Origin of the sequence: Providencia sp. PROV119 (assembly GCF_028482435.1) — a bacterium.
Classification (GTDB): Bacteria; Pseudomonadota; Gammaproteobacteria; order Enterobacterales; family Enterobacteriaceae; genus Providencia; species Providencia stuartii.
In genome coordinates this window covers 13189-30751 of sequence record NZ_JAMPQL010000008.1, presented here as the reverse complement: position 1 = coordinate 30751, position 17563 = coordinate 13189, and the positions used below count along the sequence as shown (strand labels likewise).

Below are 17563 nucleotides of genomic sequence, written 5' to 3'. Positions count from 1 at the left end.
TCTCATAATCAAGCTATCATGAGTCACATACCCCAAACACCACCACGACAATCAACATAGTGAAAAAACCATGTCTTTTAAACGTAATAAGTGGAAAAACATTGGAAAAACGCCAGACTATCGATTCTCATTGGCGAATGAAAGAACATTTCTAGCATGGATCAGAACCGCGTTAGCACTATTAGCGGGTGCTATTGCCATTGAACAGCTCCTACATGAGGCTGCCGCCCCTTGGCTAAGAACCTTATTAGCGGTTTTTCTTGCATCTGCGGGGGGGATTACCGCCATTATGGCCCTTTATCGCTGGCGACAAAACGAAATCGCTATGCGCAAAGAGGAGCCGTTACAATACACCTCCTTTCTTACTATGATGACGCTATTCATTACCGTCATTGCCGTCATTTCACTCTTCTATGTTCTGCTATAGGCACTATCATGCGTGATCCTGGTTTACAGCCGGAAAGAACACAACAAGCCTGGAGCCGTACTTTGCTCCTGTTAGCAATCAATGGGTTATTGTTCTTACGACTAGGGCTAATACAGTCGTCATGGCTAGCGTTATTAGGAGCTGTCATTGCGATCGCCCTACTGTGCTTAATTAGCTTCAAAAGGAGTATTTCAACAGCGTATCAAAATAGTGGACTTAAGATAGATAGCTCACTTTTTCTTTATATTACGGCTTTTGCTATTTTTACTATGTCCATCCTATTGATTGTGCACCTGCTGGTAGATAAATAATACTTACTATCCTACATACTCAAAATTATCTTTGGTTGTAAACTAAGCACCTTGGCTTTCCTTGGTCTGTTTTTTTACACACATTCCTAGGTTTATCGTACAATCCCTGATTATTTTTATTTCTATGAGGGGGAAATACGTATGGATAAACGTTTTCTTCAATCAAACAGGGAAGCTCGCTGGTCACTCTATCTGACGCTCGCCTATTTAGTTGGTTGGGTTATTTGTGCCTATCTTCCGAGTAATGCGATTGGCTTGACAGGTTTACCTTTATGGTTTGAATGGTCATGTCTCATCCTACCGGTCATTTTCATTTTACTGTGTATTATGATGGTCAAAATTATTTTTAAAGATATTCCGCTGGAGGATAGGGATGCAGACTGAAGTTCTACTACCTCTAATTGGTTATCTTGCACTCGTATTCTTGCTATCTGTGTACGCTTATCGCAAACGCACAAAGGGAGAATTCCTCAATGAGTATTTTTTAGGGAATCGCTCTATGGGGGGTTTTGTGCTCGCCATGACGATCACAGCAACCTATGTCAGCGCCAGTTCATTTATCGGTGGACCAGGAGCAGCCTATAAATATGGGCTAGGTTGGGTACTACTTGCCATGATCCAGCTTCCTGCTATCTGGCTATCACTGGGTGTACTAGGGAAAAAATTTGCCATCTTAGCTCGCCGATACAATGCAGTAACACTCAATGATATGCTTTATGCACGTTACCAAAGCCGCTTTTTAGTTGGATTTGCAAGTATCAGTTTGCTCGTCGCCTTTTTCGGCGCAATGACCGTGCAATTTATTGGCGGTGCACGACTACTCGAAACCGCTGCGGGTATCCCTTATACCTATGGCTTAATGATTTTTGGTATCTCTATCGCACTCTATACCGCTATCGGTGGCTTTCGAGCTAGTGTGCTCAATGATGCCTTACAAGGCCTCGTTATGTTGTTAGGTACGGTTATTTTGCTTGTTGCGATCATTTACCATGCAGGTGGGCTTGGCGCGGCAGTCGAAAAAATTCAGGCCATTGACCCTAAACTGGTTTCCGTAGAAGGTGCCGATGATATTCTTAGTGGCCCTTTCCTTGCCTCTTTTTGGATTTTAGTCTGTTTTGGGGTGATTGGTTTGCCACACACGGCTGTACGCTGTATTTCCTACAAAGACAGTAAAGCCGTTCACCGTGGTATCGTAATAGGCACAATCGTGATGGCAATACTCATGTTTGGTATGCACTTTGCCGGAGCCTTAGGCCGCGCCGTCTTACCTGATCTCACTATTCCAGATCAGGTTATTCCAACATTGATGGTGCAAGTGCTACCACCTTTTGCAGCGGGTATTTTCTTAGCCGCACCAATGGCAGCAATCATGTCAACCATCAACGCACAGCTATTGCAGTCATCAGCTACGATTGTAAAAGATATCTATTTAAGCGCCGCCCCCGAACAAATTAAGAATGAGAAAAAGCTCTCCCGCATTTCGAGTTTTTCAACCTTAATACTCGGTATCTTGCTGCTGTTCGCGGCATGGGATCCCCCCAAAATGATCATTTGGCTCAACTTGCTGGCCTTTGGTGGACTGGAGGCAGTGTTTTTATGGCCACTGGTTTTAGGCCTATATTGGCAAAAAGCCAACAGCAAGGGAGCGATTAGCGGTATGATTGTAGGCGGCGTCTCTTATGCTCTACTGGCATCATTTAAAATCGAAATCATGGGGTTCCACGCCATCGTGCCTTCACTACTATTTAGCTTGATTGCTTTTATAATTGGTAATCTTTTCGGTAAAAATCCAGTACAATCGGCGCCCAATGAGCAGGCTACGCCCGCAAAAAATTAAGTTAAAAGAGAATAACTATGCCTTGGATACAACTCAGACTCAACTCAACAGGCCAACAAGCCGAAGCTCTCGGCGATGAACTTATTGAAAGTGGCGCAGTGTCAGTCACCTTTCAAGATAGTCATGATACCCCTGTTTTCGAACCGTTACCGGGAGAAACACGACTATGGGGCGATACGGATGTTATCGGCCTTTATGATGCTGAAACTGACATGAACATGGTTGTGGCACAACTTGAAAACAGCCCTCTGCTCGAAAAAGGTTTTGTTCACAAAATCGAGCAACTGGAAGATAAAGACTGGGAAAGAGAGTGGATGGACAATTTTCATCCTATGCGCTTTGGGCAACGCCTGTGGATCTGCCCAAGCTGGCGTGATGTTCCAGATCCTAACGCAGTCAATGTCATGTTAGACCCTGGCCTTGCCTTTGGTACAGGTACTCATCCAACAACGTCGTTATGTCTAGAGTGGCTGGATGGACTTGATCTTGAAGGTAAAACCGTCATCGATTTTGGTTGTGGATCCGGTATTCTTGCGATCGCCGCATTAAAATTAGGTGCTGCACAAGCTATCGGGATCGACATTGATCCACAGGCGATTATCGCAAGTCGTGATAATGCAGAACGCAACGGTGTTTCAGAACGCCTATCACTCTACTTGCCTAAAGACCAGCCAAAAGAGCTACAAGCCGATGTCGTGGTCGCCAATATCTTAGCTGGCCCATTACGTGAGTTAGCGCCTATGATAAGCGTATTGCCTCGTACAGGAGGTTTATTAGGGCTTTCAGGTGTCCTTGCTACCCAAGCAGAAGGGGTGGCCGATGCTTATCGTCAACTGTTTGAGATAGACCCTATCGCTGAAAAAGATGAATGGTGTCGTATCACTGGTGTCAAGCGTTTTTGACAAATTTATAATAAAAATCAGTGAATAATTTCTTTGAAATTAGGGCAGGAATAGATTATCTTATAGCTCAAATATTGTTCAACTGCTGGTGATATTCTATCCTGCTTGAGATTTGAACGGACTAACAGCGGTTTTCGTGTGCTTTTTTACAAACATACCTAACCCATTGTTATAAAAGACTAATAGTTGTATTTTGAAAAAATCAAGATAAAAAAGTTAGTGATAAATAACGGTTTGCTCAAAGTTTGTCCTTTCATATCTCGAAAAAAATGCGTAATATACGCGCCCTTGCAGTCACAGTATGGCCCCCTTTAGTTATGCGAATCGGACAATATCAGTTGAGAAACTGTCTTATTGCTGCCCCCATGGCAGGCATTACGGATAGACCATTTAGGTCCCTCTGTTATGACATGGGTGCGGGGATGACGGTATCAGAAATGCTTTCTTCTAACCCACAGGTTTGGAAGACTGACAAATCGAGACTAAGAATGATCCATCGCGATGAACCGGGGGTGCGTTCCGTTCAAATAGCTGGCAATGATCCCGATGAAATGGCTGCTGCGGCTCAGATTAATGTTGAGAGTGGTGCCCAGATCATTGATATCAATATGGGCTGTCCAGCTAAGAAAGTGAATCGTAAGTTGGCAGGCTCTGCACTCTTGCGCTATCCCGATTTGGTGAAGTCTATCCTGTCGGCAGTCGTAAAAGCAGTAGATGTGCCTGTTACACTGAAGATCCGCACAGGTTGGTCACCTGAAGAACGAAACTGCATAGAAATTGCCAAATTGGCCGAAGATTGTGGTATTCAAGCGCTGACCATTCACGGCAGGACCCGTGCCTGTTTGTTTAATGGTGAAGCTGAGTACGACAACATACGGGCAGTTAAGCAGACTGTTGCCATACCGGTTATCGCCAATGGTGACATTACTGACCCGCTTAAAGCCAGAGCTGTCTTAGATTACACGGGGGCTGATGCCCTAATGGTAGGACGAGCAGCTCAGGGAAGACCCTGGATCTTTCGGGAAATCCAGCATTATCTGGACACAGGTGAAATGTTGCCCCCCATGCCTATGGCAGAGGTGAAGCGCATTATGATTGCGCACGTACAGGAGTTGCACGACTTTTATGGTCAAGGCAAAGGAGCCCGTATAGCGCGCAAACATGTCTCTTGGTATTTAAAAGAGCATGCACCTGATGACCAGTTCCGGCGCTCATTCAACGCCATTGAGGACGCCAGCGAACAGCTGGAGGTGTTGGAAGCATTTTTTGAATATTTTGCGTAAATAAAGATAAGAGCTGACAGAACTATGTTCGAACAACGCGTAAATTCTGACGTACTAACCGTTGCTACTGTAAATTCACAAGATCAAGTAACTCAAAAACCATTGCGTGATTCAGTTAAGCAAGCACTGAAGAACTATTTTGCTCAATTAAACAATCAAGATGTTAATGATTTATATGAGCTGGTATTGGCTGAGGTAGAGCAGCCTTTGTTGGACATGGTTATGCAATATACCCGTGGAAACCAGACCCGTGCAGCCCTGATGATGGGTATCAACCGCGGTACTCTGCGTAAGAAGCTGAAAAAATACGGCATGAACTAATCCTAGTCGGTTAATGCAGTGTTTTTAGAAGCACTTTCTGGTTCTCAGGAAGTGCTTTTTTATTATGGTTAAAGCCATAGTAAAAAGGCACAGCAAAATTGCTGTGCCTTTGACAGTTAGCATAAAAGGAGATTAAACAATTAACGATATATTGGTAGCAAATTAAACTGAGCAAGTAGCTGGCAAATAATCCCTACAACCCCAAACACAATGACTGCATATATTAACCCCTTCCCTCCCCATACTTTAAACGTTGATTCAGGAAAACGCTCTCTAGCTTTAAGTGCCATCACCGCAGGACAAATAATCGCCCAAATACAGGCCGCCATACCGGCATAGGCAATTGCAACTAAAAACCCATTAGGGAATAACATGCAGAGTATTAATGGAGGTAAGAAGCAAAGTAGTGCAGATTTCATACGTCCAGAGCTGTTATCTTGGAAATTCAACGATGCTAAGATGTAGTCAAATAAACCGATTGCTACCCCTAAGAATGAGCAAAATACGGCGCTGATTGAAAACCACAATAAAAATGTCGCAATATGCTTGCTATTCAGAACTGCGTAAAGTGACTCAATAAAAGCATCAAGATTGCCACCTTTATTGATGATGGTTAAAAACTCTGTTCTAGGTAAATTTCCCATCGTTCCTAATACCCATAGGAAATAGAGAACAAGGGCAAGAATACAACCGATGACACAGCTTTTTACCACTTTTCTTTCATTTTCATGGTACAGCTTATATAAACTACAAACATTACCATGGTAGCCAAAAGAAGTGATTGCATAAGGAATGATAATAAAGACAAACGGTAAAAGAGAGGTTTGTGTATCTCCTGTTGGAAGTTTTAAAAGTAAATCCGTTTTTACTACAAAGAAAAGACCTGAGAAAGCTAAGACAAATAATACTATTTTTATCAATAAGAATATTGATGTTAAACGGCTAGCTCCAATACCACTCCACCAAATAGTTGCACCTAATATTAACGTAAAAATAATAAATATAATTCTTAAATTAATATCGAAGCCATAAATGGAGGCTGATTCTTTAATTACAGATCCAGCAGCAGATATATACGCATAGATTAAAATATAGAGGACAAAAATCAATGCTGCATTTGCAATATAACAAGCCCATTTAGGTAATAGTTCTTTTGATATAAAAAAGTAATTTGTTCCTGATCCATATTTAGAAATACATTCGAGAATATATATCCCTGAATGAAACATAAAAAAACAAACAACGAATAGAACAATGACTGAATTTATAAACCATGCTCCTGCCATAATTGTGGGTAAGCTAAACATGCCCGCCCCTATCATAGCGCCACCGAGCACAAAGCCCCCTACCAATATGGAGGGTTCCTTCTTCTCTGACGAATTATTCATGGTTATTCACCTTAAAAATAAGGGTAAAGTTCCCGCATTGCACGGGAACCTGAAGTATTGACTATTATTTAATAGGTTTTAATCTAGCGGTAAAATGCCTTAATACGGGTGGCTCATATTCAAAATCCAGCCCTTTTAACGTTGCAAATCTATCTTTAAGGCCAATCAAGGCATCTGCGATATAGTCCATATGGTCGTTGGTATAAACACGCCTTGCTATAGTGAGTCGCATGAACTCCATATCAGCATGTTTCTGTTTCCCTGTTTCAGGGTCACGACCAAGTAAAAATGAACCAATTTCAACAGCACGAACACCGGACTCAAGATAAAGTGCATTAATCACTGCTTGGGCTGGAAATTGCTCGCTCGGTATTTGTGGAACTAACTTTTTACAATCAACAAATACCGCATGTCCCCCTGTAGGGTACTGAATAGGGATCCCCCCTTCACGTAAGCGATCACCTAAGTATCTCACTTGACCAATACGATAATGTAGATAATCCTCCCTAGTTCCTTCTTCAAGCCCTTGTACCATCGCCGCTATATCGCGTCCGGCTAAACCGCCATAAGTGACAAACCCCTCCATTGGAACACAGCGTTGCCTTGCTAAGGTGAAAATATTTTCATCATCTTTAATAGCAACTAAGCCACCAATATTTAATAGCGGGTCTTTCTTCGCAGACATGGTTAATGCATCGGCATATTTGTACATGTCAAAAATAACTTCTTTGATTGTGGCATCTTTATATTTTGGATCACGCTCTTTAATAAAATAGGCATTTTCACAAAAACGAGCGGAATCCATGACAACAAAGATATTATGCTGCTTAGCGATTTCATAGACTTCTTTTAAATTCGCCATAGAAACGGGCTGACCACCAGCACTATTACAAGTGACGGTAGAAACAATCGCGACAACGTTTTCAGCCCCATATTTAGCAATATTATCTTTTAACTTCTGAATATCAAAATTACCTTTCCAGTCATCATATGTTTCCGAATCGTAAGCCTTTTCGGTGACAATATTAATCGCTTTACACCCATTTAATTCAACATGTGCGGCTGTTGTATCAAAATGGAAATTAGAAATAAAGACTGGATTCTTAGCTCCTCCCTCCTGTTGTTTAGCTTTCAATAATACGGGGAACAACATATTTTCTGCACCACGCCCTTGGTGAGCAGGAATAGTGTAATCGTAGCCAAACATCTCTTTAACTTTATTTTTTAAATCATAATAGTTACGAGACCCTGCATACGCTTCATCCCCTGTGATCATCGCGGCCCACTGCTGATCACTCATTGCGTTAGTACCGGAATCGGTTAATAAATCAATATAAACAGCACTACTCGGTAATAAGAATGGATTGTAGCCAGCTTCTTTTAATGCAGCTTCTCGCTCTTCCCTAGATGGAATACGAATATTTTCTACCATTTTAATACGGAACGGTTCTACGATTCTTTTAGCCATGATAATACCTTTAATTTTCATTAAATAATAAAAACAGAAATTCGTACTTATTATGATTAATAAGATAACGATTAATTAAGAGAAAACGTTGGAATTATCGATGAGGAAAAAAGAAGGCTAAAGGAATATCAATATTGAACCATTTCTTCATATAGAAGAAACTCCTCGATATTACTAGCTTATGTAATGATAACATACTATGCCTCCTCAATTAAGGGATTAGTACTACCGTCGAGCTTAGATATATAACAACTATTTAGTTATTTTAATCTCTGTTGTCATTATATTATACACGCATCACAATATTGAATAATTTATCGACAACAACATGACGCTCATCACATTATTTATTGAAATCAAAAACCCGTAAAAATAAAAGTAACACACTGAATTTTATAACAATTTAATAAAAACATTAACAAGGAAATTTTATTATAGCTTGTTAAGATTTAAGTTTATTTTATTAAATTAAAGTAACATCTCACTTAAGTTAAAATAGATTTAAGTCAAATAAAATCAATGAAAATACCTTATATAACTTAATAAAATTTGCGATACGTTATTCATTATTTTTTATGTTTTGGCAAACTTCCCCCTTAATAAAATACCAAGTTCACCTATTATTGAGTCTGAAAAATAGTGTGTTTGTTCCCTGCATTACTCACGCCATAAGCTTTAAACGGCCTTTTGGTTGATGGAATAGCCAACTCAACCAATCAATTCGATCGATTTGCTTTCCGTACAACTCACCAATTTATTGCCACTTTTAAAATTTTTTCAAAAAATATTGCTATTTTTAATAACTTTCAAGAGTAAAAAAGAATACTAAATCAGATGCTATCAATCGAACCCTACTTTTGGGCTAACATACCGATAATCATACTCGGATAAAGTGGCATAAAAGTACTGCCCCCATACGTAGAGCCTATCTTATTTATTAATATTTCACTATCATAGTCAGGGCGTATTATGCACCTAATAACAATTAGACTTTACTAATAAAATTCAGGTAATTACAGTGTTTCTTATTTTGAATAGCATTACGGTACTTTAATACACTTTTTTGTCACAATGATGCAGGTTTGCTGGTAAACTTGGGCAAACCGCCGATTAGGTATGGTAACAACTGAAGATTAACGGATTCTTCTAACACCTTATTATTAATAAAATAATCACGATGACTTCACAACCAGCATACAAGCAAATTCAATCTTATATTCTGCGTAGTATTGATTTAGGTATCTTCAAACCTGAAACTCAAATACCCACAGAGCTAGAGCTTTGCGCCCAATTTAATGTCAGCCGCATGACGGTGAATAAAGCCATTTCTGAGCTAAGCCAAAAAGGTATTCTGAATCGTATTGCTGGGAAAGGCACCTTTGTTGCGACCCAAAAGCATGAGCTGCCTGTAACCAAAGCTTTTGATATTTTTGATGAAATATCATTAAGCGGTAATAAATATAGCGGTCATCAATTACAACTTAAAATTATTACTGCTTCGCCTGAAATTGCGTTACAACTTGGAGTGATGGAAGGAAGTGATATCGGCTATTGCAAGGTACTCCATTTTGAAAATGACATTCCTTTGATGCTTGAGGAGCGTTATGTCAATCACGCTATCGTTCCTGATTTCGTCAAACAACACTTTGGCGATACAGAAACACCAAGTGGATACTTGCAGCGGCATTTTCCCGTTAGTGAAATGGAGCATACCATCGAAGCCGCTTTAGCGACTAAGGCCATTGCCCAATCCCTCTCTATTAAAGAAGGTTCCCCCTGCTTACAACTTAGCCGCCGTACTTGGACAGGCTCTATTTTAATTAGTTATGTCAATATGATAACAGCAGGCTCTCGTTACAAATTAAAGTTACATTCACGTATTGATACCCCATAACACATAAACAAAAAAATGGGGCAAATTCACAAAATGCCCCAAAGCGACTGATAAAATAAAGCACAACCACACCCGCGCTTCTATTGGCGGGAATACATCACAACAAAACCAGTTACATCCCTTGATAAATTGGCCCTTCTCCCCCTTGTGGTGCTGTCCAACAGATATTTTGCGTTGGGTCTTTAATATCGCACGCCTTACAATGCAAACAGTTTTGCGCATTGATTTGTAACTTTGGTTGTTCTTTTTCACTCACTATTTCATAGACCCCCGCGGGGCAATAACGGGTCTCTGGTGCCGCATATCGAGGTAAATTAACGCTAATAGGTATTTGACTATCCTGTAATTTTAAGTGGCACGGCTGTTCTTCTTCATGATTAGTGTTTGATAGAAATACCGACGAAGGCTTATCAAAAGTCAAAATGCCATCCGGTTTGGGGTATTCAATCGGTTGAAAGTTTTTAGCCTCTTGCAAACTTTCATGGTCTGCTTGCTTTAGCTTTAACGTCCACGGTGTACGCCCCTTTAAAAGCAGCTGTTCTGCACCAAATAATAACGACCCTAAGTACAAACCTTTTTTCATATAGGGTTTGAAATTACGAGTTTGGTATAACTCACGATAGAGCCAACTCTGTGCAAATTTTTGACGATATTGTGTTTTAAATTCCGCATAATCGATAGATTGATCGCGCATTGATTCGAACAGGGCTTCTGCCGCAAGTGCACCGCTTTTCACTGCACAGTGACTACCTTTGATCCGAGCCGCATTCAAAAAGCCTGCATCATCACCAATCAATGCTCCTCCAGGAAAGCTCAGTTCTGGTAATGCGGAAAGTCCTCCAGCAACCAAGGTTCTAGCCCCATAACTCACTCGTTCGCCACCTTGTAAAAAAGCGCTAAACGCTGGGTGAGTTTTGAGACGTTGGAATTCATCAAACGGTGATAAATAAGGATTTTCGTAGTTCAGCCCTACCACTAAACCAACAGCAACCAGATTTTCACCATAATGATAAGCGAAGCCGCCACCATAAGTATTATTACCTAAAGGCCAACCAATTGAATGAACGACCAAACCGGCTTGATGCTGCTCTTTAGGTATTTGCCAAATTTCCTTTAATCCAAGACCATAGGTTTGCTTTCCACGGCCAGCTGATAAGTCAAAATGTTCAATAAGTTGCTTCCCTAATTGCCCACGGCACCCTTCTGCAAAAAACGTTATTTTTGCTAATAAATTCATGCCCGGTTGATACATTGAGGTCGGATTACCTGATTTATCAAGCCCCATATCCCCCGTCGTCACCCCTATCACTGAGCCTGACTCGCTGTATATAACTTCTGTTGCCGCAAAGCCCGCAAATACGTCGACCCCGAGCTGTTCGGCTTGTGATGCTAAGGCGGAACATACCCGCCCTAGACTACCAATTACATTTCCTTCATTTTTTAAACTGGTTGGTAACAGAGCAAGTGGTAACCGGTTCGCTTTATGCTCTTTTAGGAGCAAAAAGCGATCTTCAGTGACTGCCGTTAAGTCACTGGAGACAAAGTGCTGCCAGTCGGGTAGTAGCTCATCAAGGGCACGGGGGTCGATCACGGCACCCGATAGAATATGCGCTCCAATTTCAGCACCTTTATCGATCAGACAGACAGATAATTCACTGTTTTTTTCTAAGGCAAGTTGCTTTAAGCGGATTGCCGCAGATAGTCCCGCAGGTCCACCACCGACAATCAGGACATCAAATTCCATCGATTCGCGCTCTGGAGCCTCATTGATATTGACACTATTGTCGATAGTCATATTTCCCCCTAATTAGGCTAATGCTTTATCTAATTCAGGTAAGATCTCAAACAGATCACCAACAATTCCGTAGTCCGCAACTTGGAAAATAGGAGCTTCTGGATCTTGATTGATTGCGACGATCACCTTGCTCTCTTTCATGCCAGCAATATGTTGGATCGCCCCAGAAATTCCAACGGCAATATAGAGATCGGGGGCAACAATCTTACCTGTTTGTCCAACCTGATAATCATTCGGCACATAACCTGCATCAACAGCAGCCCTTGATGCCCCAACCGCAGCCCCTAATTTGTCGGCAATGGTTTCAAGTAAAGCAAAGTTTTCACCAGAACTTAGCCCTCTTCCCCCCGATATCACCACTTTTGCCGAACTAAGCTCAGCACGGCTCATTTGGGTTAAAGATTGGCTTTTCAGTTGAGATAATGGGTTAAAACTGTTTGCACAATAATCTTCGATGGCAGCCGCCGGCTGAGTTTCCGTCGTAGCAGAAAAAGCAGAACTACGGATTGTTAACACCACTTGGTTCCCATTATTTTGTACTGTGGCTAATGCGTTGCCCGCATAAATAGGACGCACAAAGGTTTGTGCATCAATAACGTCAGTAATATCGGAAATCTGTGCAACACCTAGCGTTGCCGCTACACGTGGAGCAACATTTTTACCGTAAGTGGTCGCGGGAAAAACTAAATGACTGTAATGTTTAGCTATCGAAACCACTGAGTCAGTCACAGTTTCTGCGAGTTGATGAGTAAGCTCTACATGGTCGATAAGGATCACTTTTTCGACCCCTGCAATGCTAGCCGCCTGCTCTGCAACCCTAGCGCATTGGCTACCAGCAACGAGTAGATGCAATTGCCCTTGGCCTGCAAGGATCTGTTTAGCCGCTGTCACGCTATGGTATGTTGACGATTTAATAGTTTGGTTGTCATGTTCTACCACAACTAATACTGATAATTGGCTCATGGCGCTCTCCCCGATTAGATAACTTCTTTAGCTTGCAGTTCACTGACTAATGCTTTGACATCATTAAATAATGTGCATTGTCCTGTACGTTTTTTCGGCTCCGTAACCATCAATGTTTTTACTTGCCCTAATGGCGTAAAATCCAGCGCTGAAATATCGCGAACTTCAAGCGGTTTTTTCTTTGCTTTCATGATATTAGGGAGGGTTGCATAGCGAGGTTCATTTAAACGTAAATCGGTTGTCACTACCGCTGGTAACGCTAATGTTAATGTTTCTAATCCACCATCAATTTCACGAGTGACTTGCAGTGATGTACCATCAATTTCAATCAAGGAAGCAAACGTCGCTTGCCCACACTTAAGAAGTGCAGCCAACATTTGCCCTGTTTGATTGCAGTCATTATCAATAGCTTGTTTACCAAGCAAAATTAAGTCCGGCTGCTCTGAAACCACCACCTGCTGCAATAAGCGAGCAATATCCAGTGGCTCTAACACTAAATCACTCGGCTTCTGAACCAAAATGGCTCTGTCGGCACCCATCGCCATCGCGCTACGCAGCGTTTCCTGTGAGTGAGCATCACCGATTGATACAACAACCACTTCATCCGCTTTTCCAGCTTCTTTTAGGCGCACCGCTTCTTCAACGGCAATTTCATCAAACGGGTTGATTGCCATTTTGACATTCGTTAATTCGACGCCTGAACCATCTGCTTTCACTCGTACTTTGACGTTGTGGTCAATAACTCTTTTAACAGCCACTAAAATTTTCATAATTACTCCTAATTACTCTCTGCCAGAAAGTGTTTTTCAGGCTGAGGGGAGCCTTAGCAGTGAATATTCACTGCTATCATCCCCTCTTATTTTTGTTTTAACGTGATTTGTTAATTAGCTGATTTGCTGTCCAGTATTTCATTTGACGACGGCAGTATTAGCCTATCTGCAACGGACATTGGCCATATTTTAATCGCAGCATAGTAGATAATACTGGTGGCAACGAGGCCCACAATCCATGAGATATCAACGCCTCCCAGCTTCTCTACTAATGGTCCGGTGTAAAAACCTGTCGCAATGAAAGGCAATTGAATCATAACGCCAATCACATAAGTGATGATGCCAACTTTATTCCAGCGCCCATAACGACCATTCGGGTTCGATAGCTGAGGCACGTCATAACGACCTTTCGTTACCCAGTAGTAGTCAACAAGGTTGATTGCGCTCCATGGGGTAAAAAATGCCAGTAAGAACAGTAGGAAAGCTGAAAATAGTTTTAGGAATGAATGTTGCCCAGCTAAGCCCAGAGCCGTTGAGAAGCTGACCATCAATATGATGAAAAACAGCCTTTGCCTGCGAGAAATTTGCTGCTTGCCACGGAAACCACAGAAGATGGCTGCCATCGACATAAAGCTACCGTACGCGTTTAGTGCAGTGATCGTCACCTTACCAAAGAAAATGCTGATATAGAGCAGCGCGGCAATAAGCCCTGTGCTACCCAGACCAACAATATAAGCCACTTCATGACCTGCGAATGCGTTACCGGCTAAAGCAGCAGCGAAGACGCCTAGGATCATAGATGCTTGAGTGCCAATCACCGTTCCCGAACCTACCGCTAAGAACGCTTTGATTGTCGGCGTTTTGGTAGGTAGATAACGAGAGTAATCGGCAACATAAGGGCCAAATGCAATTTGCCATGATGCTGAGAGTGACATTGCAAGTAAGAAATTGGTCCACGTGAAATGACGGTTTTCTAATAAAACCGAAACGTCATTCATATAAAACAAGCGGAAAAATAGATAAAAGAATGCAACTACACCGATCACACTGGCCGCTTTACCTAGCATATGGATGATACGATAGCCACAGATCGTAATCGCGATGATCACAGCACCGAAGATCAAGATACCGACCCAATCACTAACATTGAGCAATTGCCCAACGGCCTGACCCGCTAATACTGTGCCACTCGCTGAAAAGCCAACATACATCATGCACACAAGAAGGATCGGGATCACCGCGCCATAGACACCAAACTGAACACGGCTTGAGATCATCTGTGGTAACCCTAGCTTTGGCCCTTGAACAGCATGCAGTGCCATCACTGCACCACCAAGTAGTTGCCCGATAAACAAACCAATTAATGACCAAAATACATCGCCACCTAACACGACAGCGAGTGCCCCAGTCACGATAGCGGTAATCTGTAAGTTTGCCCCAAACCAGAGAGTAAATTGACTTGATAATGTGCCATGCCGTTCTGATTCAGGGATATAGTCAATAGAGCGTGCTTCGATTAAAGGAACATTATCCTGCCGATGTTTTTTATCTGCGATTATGTCGTTTGAAACTGTCATGGTAACTCCTCTTTAAGCAAGGCTTGGCTTAAAGAATGGACCAATTTGTCGCAATGGTTGTCGTAGGATACAGCCATGAGACGTTAAGACGGATGTTATTGTTGTTTTATAAACTACCCGCCATTAAAAATTGAAATACATTCTTAAACCCGGTTGTTGTTGTGTTTTTAATTCCATGATCCTGTTATCAGGTCGTTCATCCTATTGCAGTTTTTACTCATTACGAGTGGACCCTGTCTGCCCACTCGCATTTCCCTATCTCACATTAAACAGCATCTAAAACCGCACGTGAGATAATGATTTTTTGGATTTCTGAAGTACCTTCAAAAATACGTAAAATTCTTGCATCACGTACATAGCGTTCTAAAGGTAGATCCCGAATATAGCCATAACCACCATGAAGCTGTAATGCTGCATCGGTAACAAAACCAGCACACTCCGCGGCAAATAATTTTGCTGTTGCCGATTGCAAGCTAAAACGTTCGCCTGAATCTCGACACTCCGCAGCACGCCATGTCAACATACGCGCGGCTTCTAATTGAGTATGCATATCTGCAAGTCGCCATTGTGTTCCTTGGTAAGCCGCTAATGGCTTTTTACCGATTTGGCGCTCTTTCACCCAATTTAAGGCACATTCCATGGCAGCACGAGCAATACCTAATGAAGTCGCCGCAACTTCCACGCGACCTTTATCCAACACTTCCATTGCGGTATGGAAACCTTTATTTTCTTCACCTAATAGCGCCGACTCAGGCAGCCAACAATTCAGAGCTAGTTCATAGATTGTGCTCCCTCGTAGCCCCATCGTTTTCTCAGGTGAAGAAAACTCGACGCCTTCAGTGCCCTTTGGGATCATAAATGCACTAATGCCACGAGCGCCGGCTTCTGGATTCGTTTTGGCGTATAACACGATAAAATCAGCTTCTTTGGCATTGGTAATGTAGTGTTTATTGCCACGAATTCGCCAACCACCATTTTCACGGGTCGCGATAGTACGCATGTCAGCAGGGTTTGATCCCGCCGCTGGCTCTGTTAGGCCAAACGCCCCTAGCATTTCACCGCTTGCCGCTTTCGGTAACCAATACTGTTTTTGCTCCTCCGTTCCCCCAATCAAAATTGAGTCTGTTGCGAGAAAGTGTGCCGTTAAAGCCGATGATGTTGATGCACAAGCCGCTGCCACTGCTTCCACGATCATACTCATTGCTATACTGCCAATGCCAAAACCGCCGTATTGTTCCGGTAAGTTGATCCCCCAGCAGCCCATTTCACCCAGTGCTGCTAGGCTTTCTGCACAAAAGGTTTCTGTTTCATCGTAACGCTGCGCATTTGCTTGCAGAATATCCCGGCAAACCTTTTCAACAGCATCTACAATTGCTTGTTCTGTTTCATCAATTTGAAAGCTCATTGTATTGTCTCCGCATTTTTTATTGTGAGATTTGCCGATTTATAAACAGCATTCGCTTCACCTAAGCTAGGTGCCCTTTGCGTCACATGAGGTTTGTACCCATTAAAGAAAACAGGTTGAGACACTAATGGTGTTCCCCCATCATCAAGATGAGTAAGAACAGCACGTACCTTTGCATGTTCGCTCTGAGTTGCCTGCTGCAAATCATGGATTGGCGAAGCAGGAACCCCAGCGTTTAGCAGCAAATCACAAACTTCTTCGACCGTTTTTTGTGATGTCCAACGTTCGATTTCTTTTCGAAGTTCAGCCTGATAAAGCGTTCTTGTAGGATCGTCTTTATAACGAGGGTCATTGCGTAATTCAGGTTTCCCCATACACTCACAAAAACGCTGAAATAACTTTTCACTGGCGATAGCAATAACCACTAAACCATCCTGTGCCTGATAAGTATCAAACGGTGTGGATACAGGGTGTCGATTACCCACTAAGCTGGGCGCTGTACCATTTGCAAATAGGTTAGATAACCCTGTTAGTTGCATACTTAGCAGCACATCAACCATAGCAACATCAATATATTGTGCTTTTTCTTGGTGAGCTTCCCGTGCAAATAGTGCACTACTGATCGCCCAAGCAGCGAATATGCCAGCGCAAACATCACCTATCGATTCTCCACTACGGGTTGGGCCTGTTTGTGGAAAGCCTGTCACACTCATTAACCCTGACATCGCTTGTGCCACAATGTCATAAGCGGGGTAATTAGCCAGTGGGCTATCTTGACCAAATCCGGAAATACTGGCGTAAATCAATTTTGGGTTGTGCTGTTTTAGGCTGTCAAAATCAATGCCTAACCTCGCGGTTACCCCCGGTCGAAAATTCTCAACGACGACATCACTCTCTTTGACTAACTGATAAAGGATTTCGCGGTCAGTCTCTGATTTTAGATCTAACTCAATACTGCGTTTGCCTCGATTAATCAGCCCGTAATAAACGCTCTCACCATCAATAAATGGCCCCAAATGGCGGCTATCATCACCATGATCAGGCACCTCAATTTTGATCACCTCAGCCCCTAAATCGGCCATCATGCCTGTGCAATAAGGACCGGCAAGTACGCGACTTAGATCAATAACTTTGATCCCTGATAATGGCCCTACTCTTTTTGGCTTTGACATCGTATTCATACTGATCCCCTTCTAAATAAGGCCGCCCCTAATCTGAGGCA

At 42.3% G+C, this 17563-nt stretch carries 16 protein-coding genes; 8 read left to right on the top strand and 8 right to left on the bottom strand.

What is annotated here, in order from left to right; translation table 11 throughout:
* Positions 1 to 70: 70 nt before the first annotated feature.
* From PSF11_RS09440 to fis, 7 genes are all read left to right on the top strand, one after another.
* The gene (locus PSF11_RS09440; protein ID WP_004925566.1) at positions 71 to 427 is read left to right on the top strand and encodes a YidH family protein; all 357 of its coding nucleotides are present in this window, start codon (positions 71 to 73) and stop codon (positions 425 to 427) included.
* A gap of 8 nt (positions 428 to 435) precedes the next feature.
* On the top strand, positions 436 to 738 hold the full coding sequence (locus PSF11_RS09435; protein ID WP_004925569.1) for a DUF202 domain-containing protein: 303 nt from the start codon (positions 436 to 438) through the stop codon (positions 736 to 738).
* A gap of 141 nt (positions 739 to 879) precedes the next feature.
* On the top strand, positions 880 to 1122 hold the full coding sequence (locus PSF11_RS09430; RefSeq protein WP_004925572.1) for a YhdT family protein: 243 nt from the start codon (positions 880 to 882) through the stop codon (positions 1120 to 1122).
* Positions 1112 to 2575 carry a sodium/pantothenate symporter gene (gene panF / locus PSF11_RS09425; RefSeq protein ID WP_004925575.1) on the top strand — a complete coding sequence of 488 codons (1464 nt, stop codon included), beginning with the start codon at positions 1112 to 1114 and terminating at the stop codon, positions 2573 to 2575. Before PSF11_RS09430 ends, panF begins: the two co-directional genes overlap by 11 nt.
* A 17-nt stretch (positions 2576 to 2592) precedes the next feature.
* The gene (gene prmA, locus PSF11_RS09420) at positions 2593 to 3477 is read left to right on the top strand and encodes a 50S ribosomal protein L11 methyltransferase (RefSeq protein WP_004925579.1); all 885 of its coding nucleotides are present in this window, start codon (positions 2593 to 2595) and stop codon (positions 3475 to 3477) included.
* A 317-nt stretch (positions 3478 to 3794) separates the two neighbouring features.
* Complete coding sequence (gene dusB, locus PSF11_RS09415) at positions 3795 to 4760, top strand: tRNA dihydrouridine synthase DusB (RefSeq protein ID WP_014657558.1); 966 nt, start codon at positions 3795 to 3797, stop codon at positions 4758 to 4760.
* Positions 4761 to 4784: 24 nt separating this feature from the next.
* Positions 4785 to 5081 carry a DNA-binding transcriptional regulator Fis gene (fis, locus tag PSF11_RS09410; RefSeq protein ID WP_004258438.1) on the top strand — a complete coding sequence of 99 codons (297 nt, stop codon included), beginning with the start codon at positions 4785 to 4787 and terminating at the stop codon, positions 5079 to 5081.
* Between the two features lie 140 nt (positions 5082 to 5221).
* Here the strand turns inward: fis and PSF11_RS09405 are convergent, their stop codons facing one another.
* Positions 5222 to 6469, bottom strand: a complete 1248-nt coding sequence (locus tag PSF11_RS09405) for an aromatic amino acid transporter (protein WP_072502757.1) — start codon at positions 6467 to 6469, stop codon at positions 5222 to 5224.
* Between the two features lie 64 nt (positions 6470 to 6533).
* Entirely contained in the window at positions 6534 to 7937 is a 1404-nt protein-coding gene (locus tag PSF11_RS09400) for a tryptophanase (RefSeq protein WP_014657544.1), read from the bottom strand.
* A gap of 1177 nt (positions 7938 to 9114) precedes the next feature.
* On the opposite strand from PSF11_RS09400, the gene PSF11_RS09395 reads away from it, so the two are divergent.
* Positions 9115 to 9831 (top strand): UTRA domain-containing protein, encoded by a 717-nt coding sequence (locus PSF11_RS09395; RefSeq protein ID WP_004925662.1) that lies wholly within the window; start codon positions 9115 to 9117, stop codon positions 9829 to 9831.
* A 112-nt stretch (positions 9832 to 9943) separates the two neighbouring features.
* Here the strand turns inward: PSF11_RS09395 and PSF11_RS09390 are convergent, their stop codons facing one another.
* The 6 genes from PSF11_RS09390 to PSF11_RS09365 all read right to left on the bottom strand — a co-directional run bounded on the left by PSF11_RS09390 (position 9944) and on the right by PSF11_RS09365 (position 17522).
* Positions 9944 to 11626, bottom strand: a complete 1683-nt coding sequence (locus tag PSF11_RS09390) for an electron transfer flavoprotein-ubiquinone oxidoreductase (RefSeq protein ID WP_072502756.1) — start codon at positions 11624 to 11626, stop codon at positions 9944 to 9946.
* 12 nt (positions 11627 to 11638) lie between these two features.
* On the bottom strand, positions 11639 to 12589 hold the full coding sequence (locus PSF11_RS09385; protein ID WP_004925668.1) for an electron transfer flavoprotein subunit alpha/FixB family protein: 951 nt from the start codon (positions 12587 to 12589) through the stop codon (positions 11639 to 11641).
* 14 nt (positions 12590 to 12603) lie between these two features.
* The gene (locus PSF11_RS09380) at positions 12604 to 13359 is read right to left on the bottom strand and encodes an electron transfer flavoprotein subunit beta/FixA family protein (RefSeq protein WP_053109797.1); all 756 of its coding nucleotides are present in this window, start codon (positions 13357 to 13359) and stop codon (positions 12604 to 12606) included.
* Positions 13360 to 13469: 110 nt separating this feature from the next.
* Positions 13470 to 14936, bottom strand: a complete 1467-nt coding sequence (locus PSF11_RS09375) for a purine-cytosine permease family protein (RefSeq protein ID WP_004925674.1) — start codon at positions 14934 to 14936, stop codon at positions 13470 to 13472.
* 265 nt (positions 14937 to 15201) lie between these two features.
* On the bottom strand, positions 15202 to 16341 hold the full coding sequence (locus tag PSF11_RS09370) for an acyl-CoA dehydrogenase family protein (RefSeq protein WP_004925677.1): 1140 nt from the start codon (positions 16339 to 16341) through the stop codon (positions 15202 to 15204).
* The gene (locus PSF11_RS09365; protein WP_004925680.1) at positions 16338 to 17522 is read right to left on the bottom strand and encodes a CaiB/BaiF CoA transferase family protein; all 1185 of its coding nucleotides are present in this window, start codon (positions 17520 to 17522) and stop codon (positions 16338 to 16340) included. The genes PSF11_RS09370 and PSF11_RS09365 overlap by 4 nt, the downstream gene beginning before the upstream one ends.
* Positions 17523 to 17563: the final 41 nt, after the last annotated feature.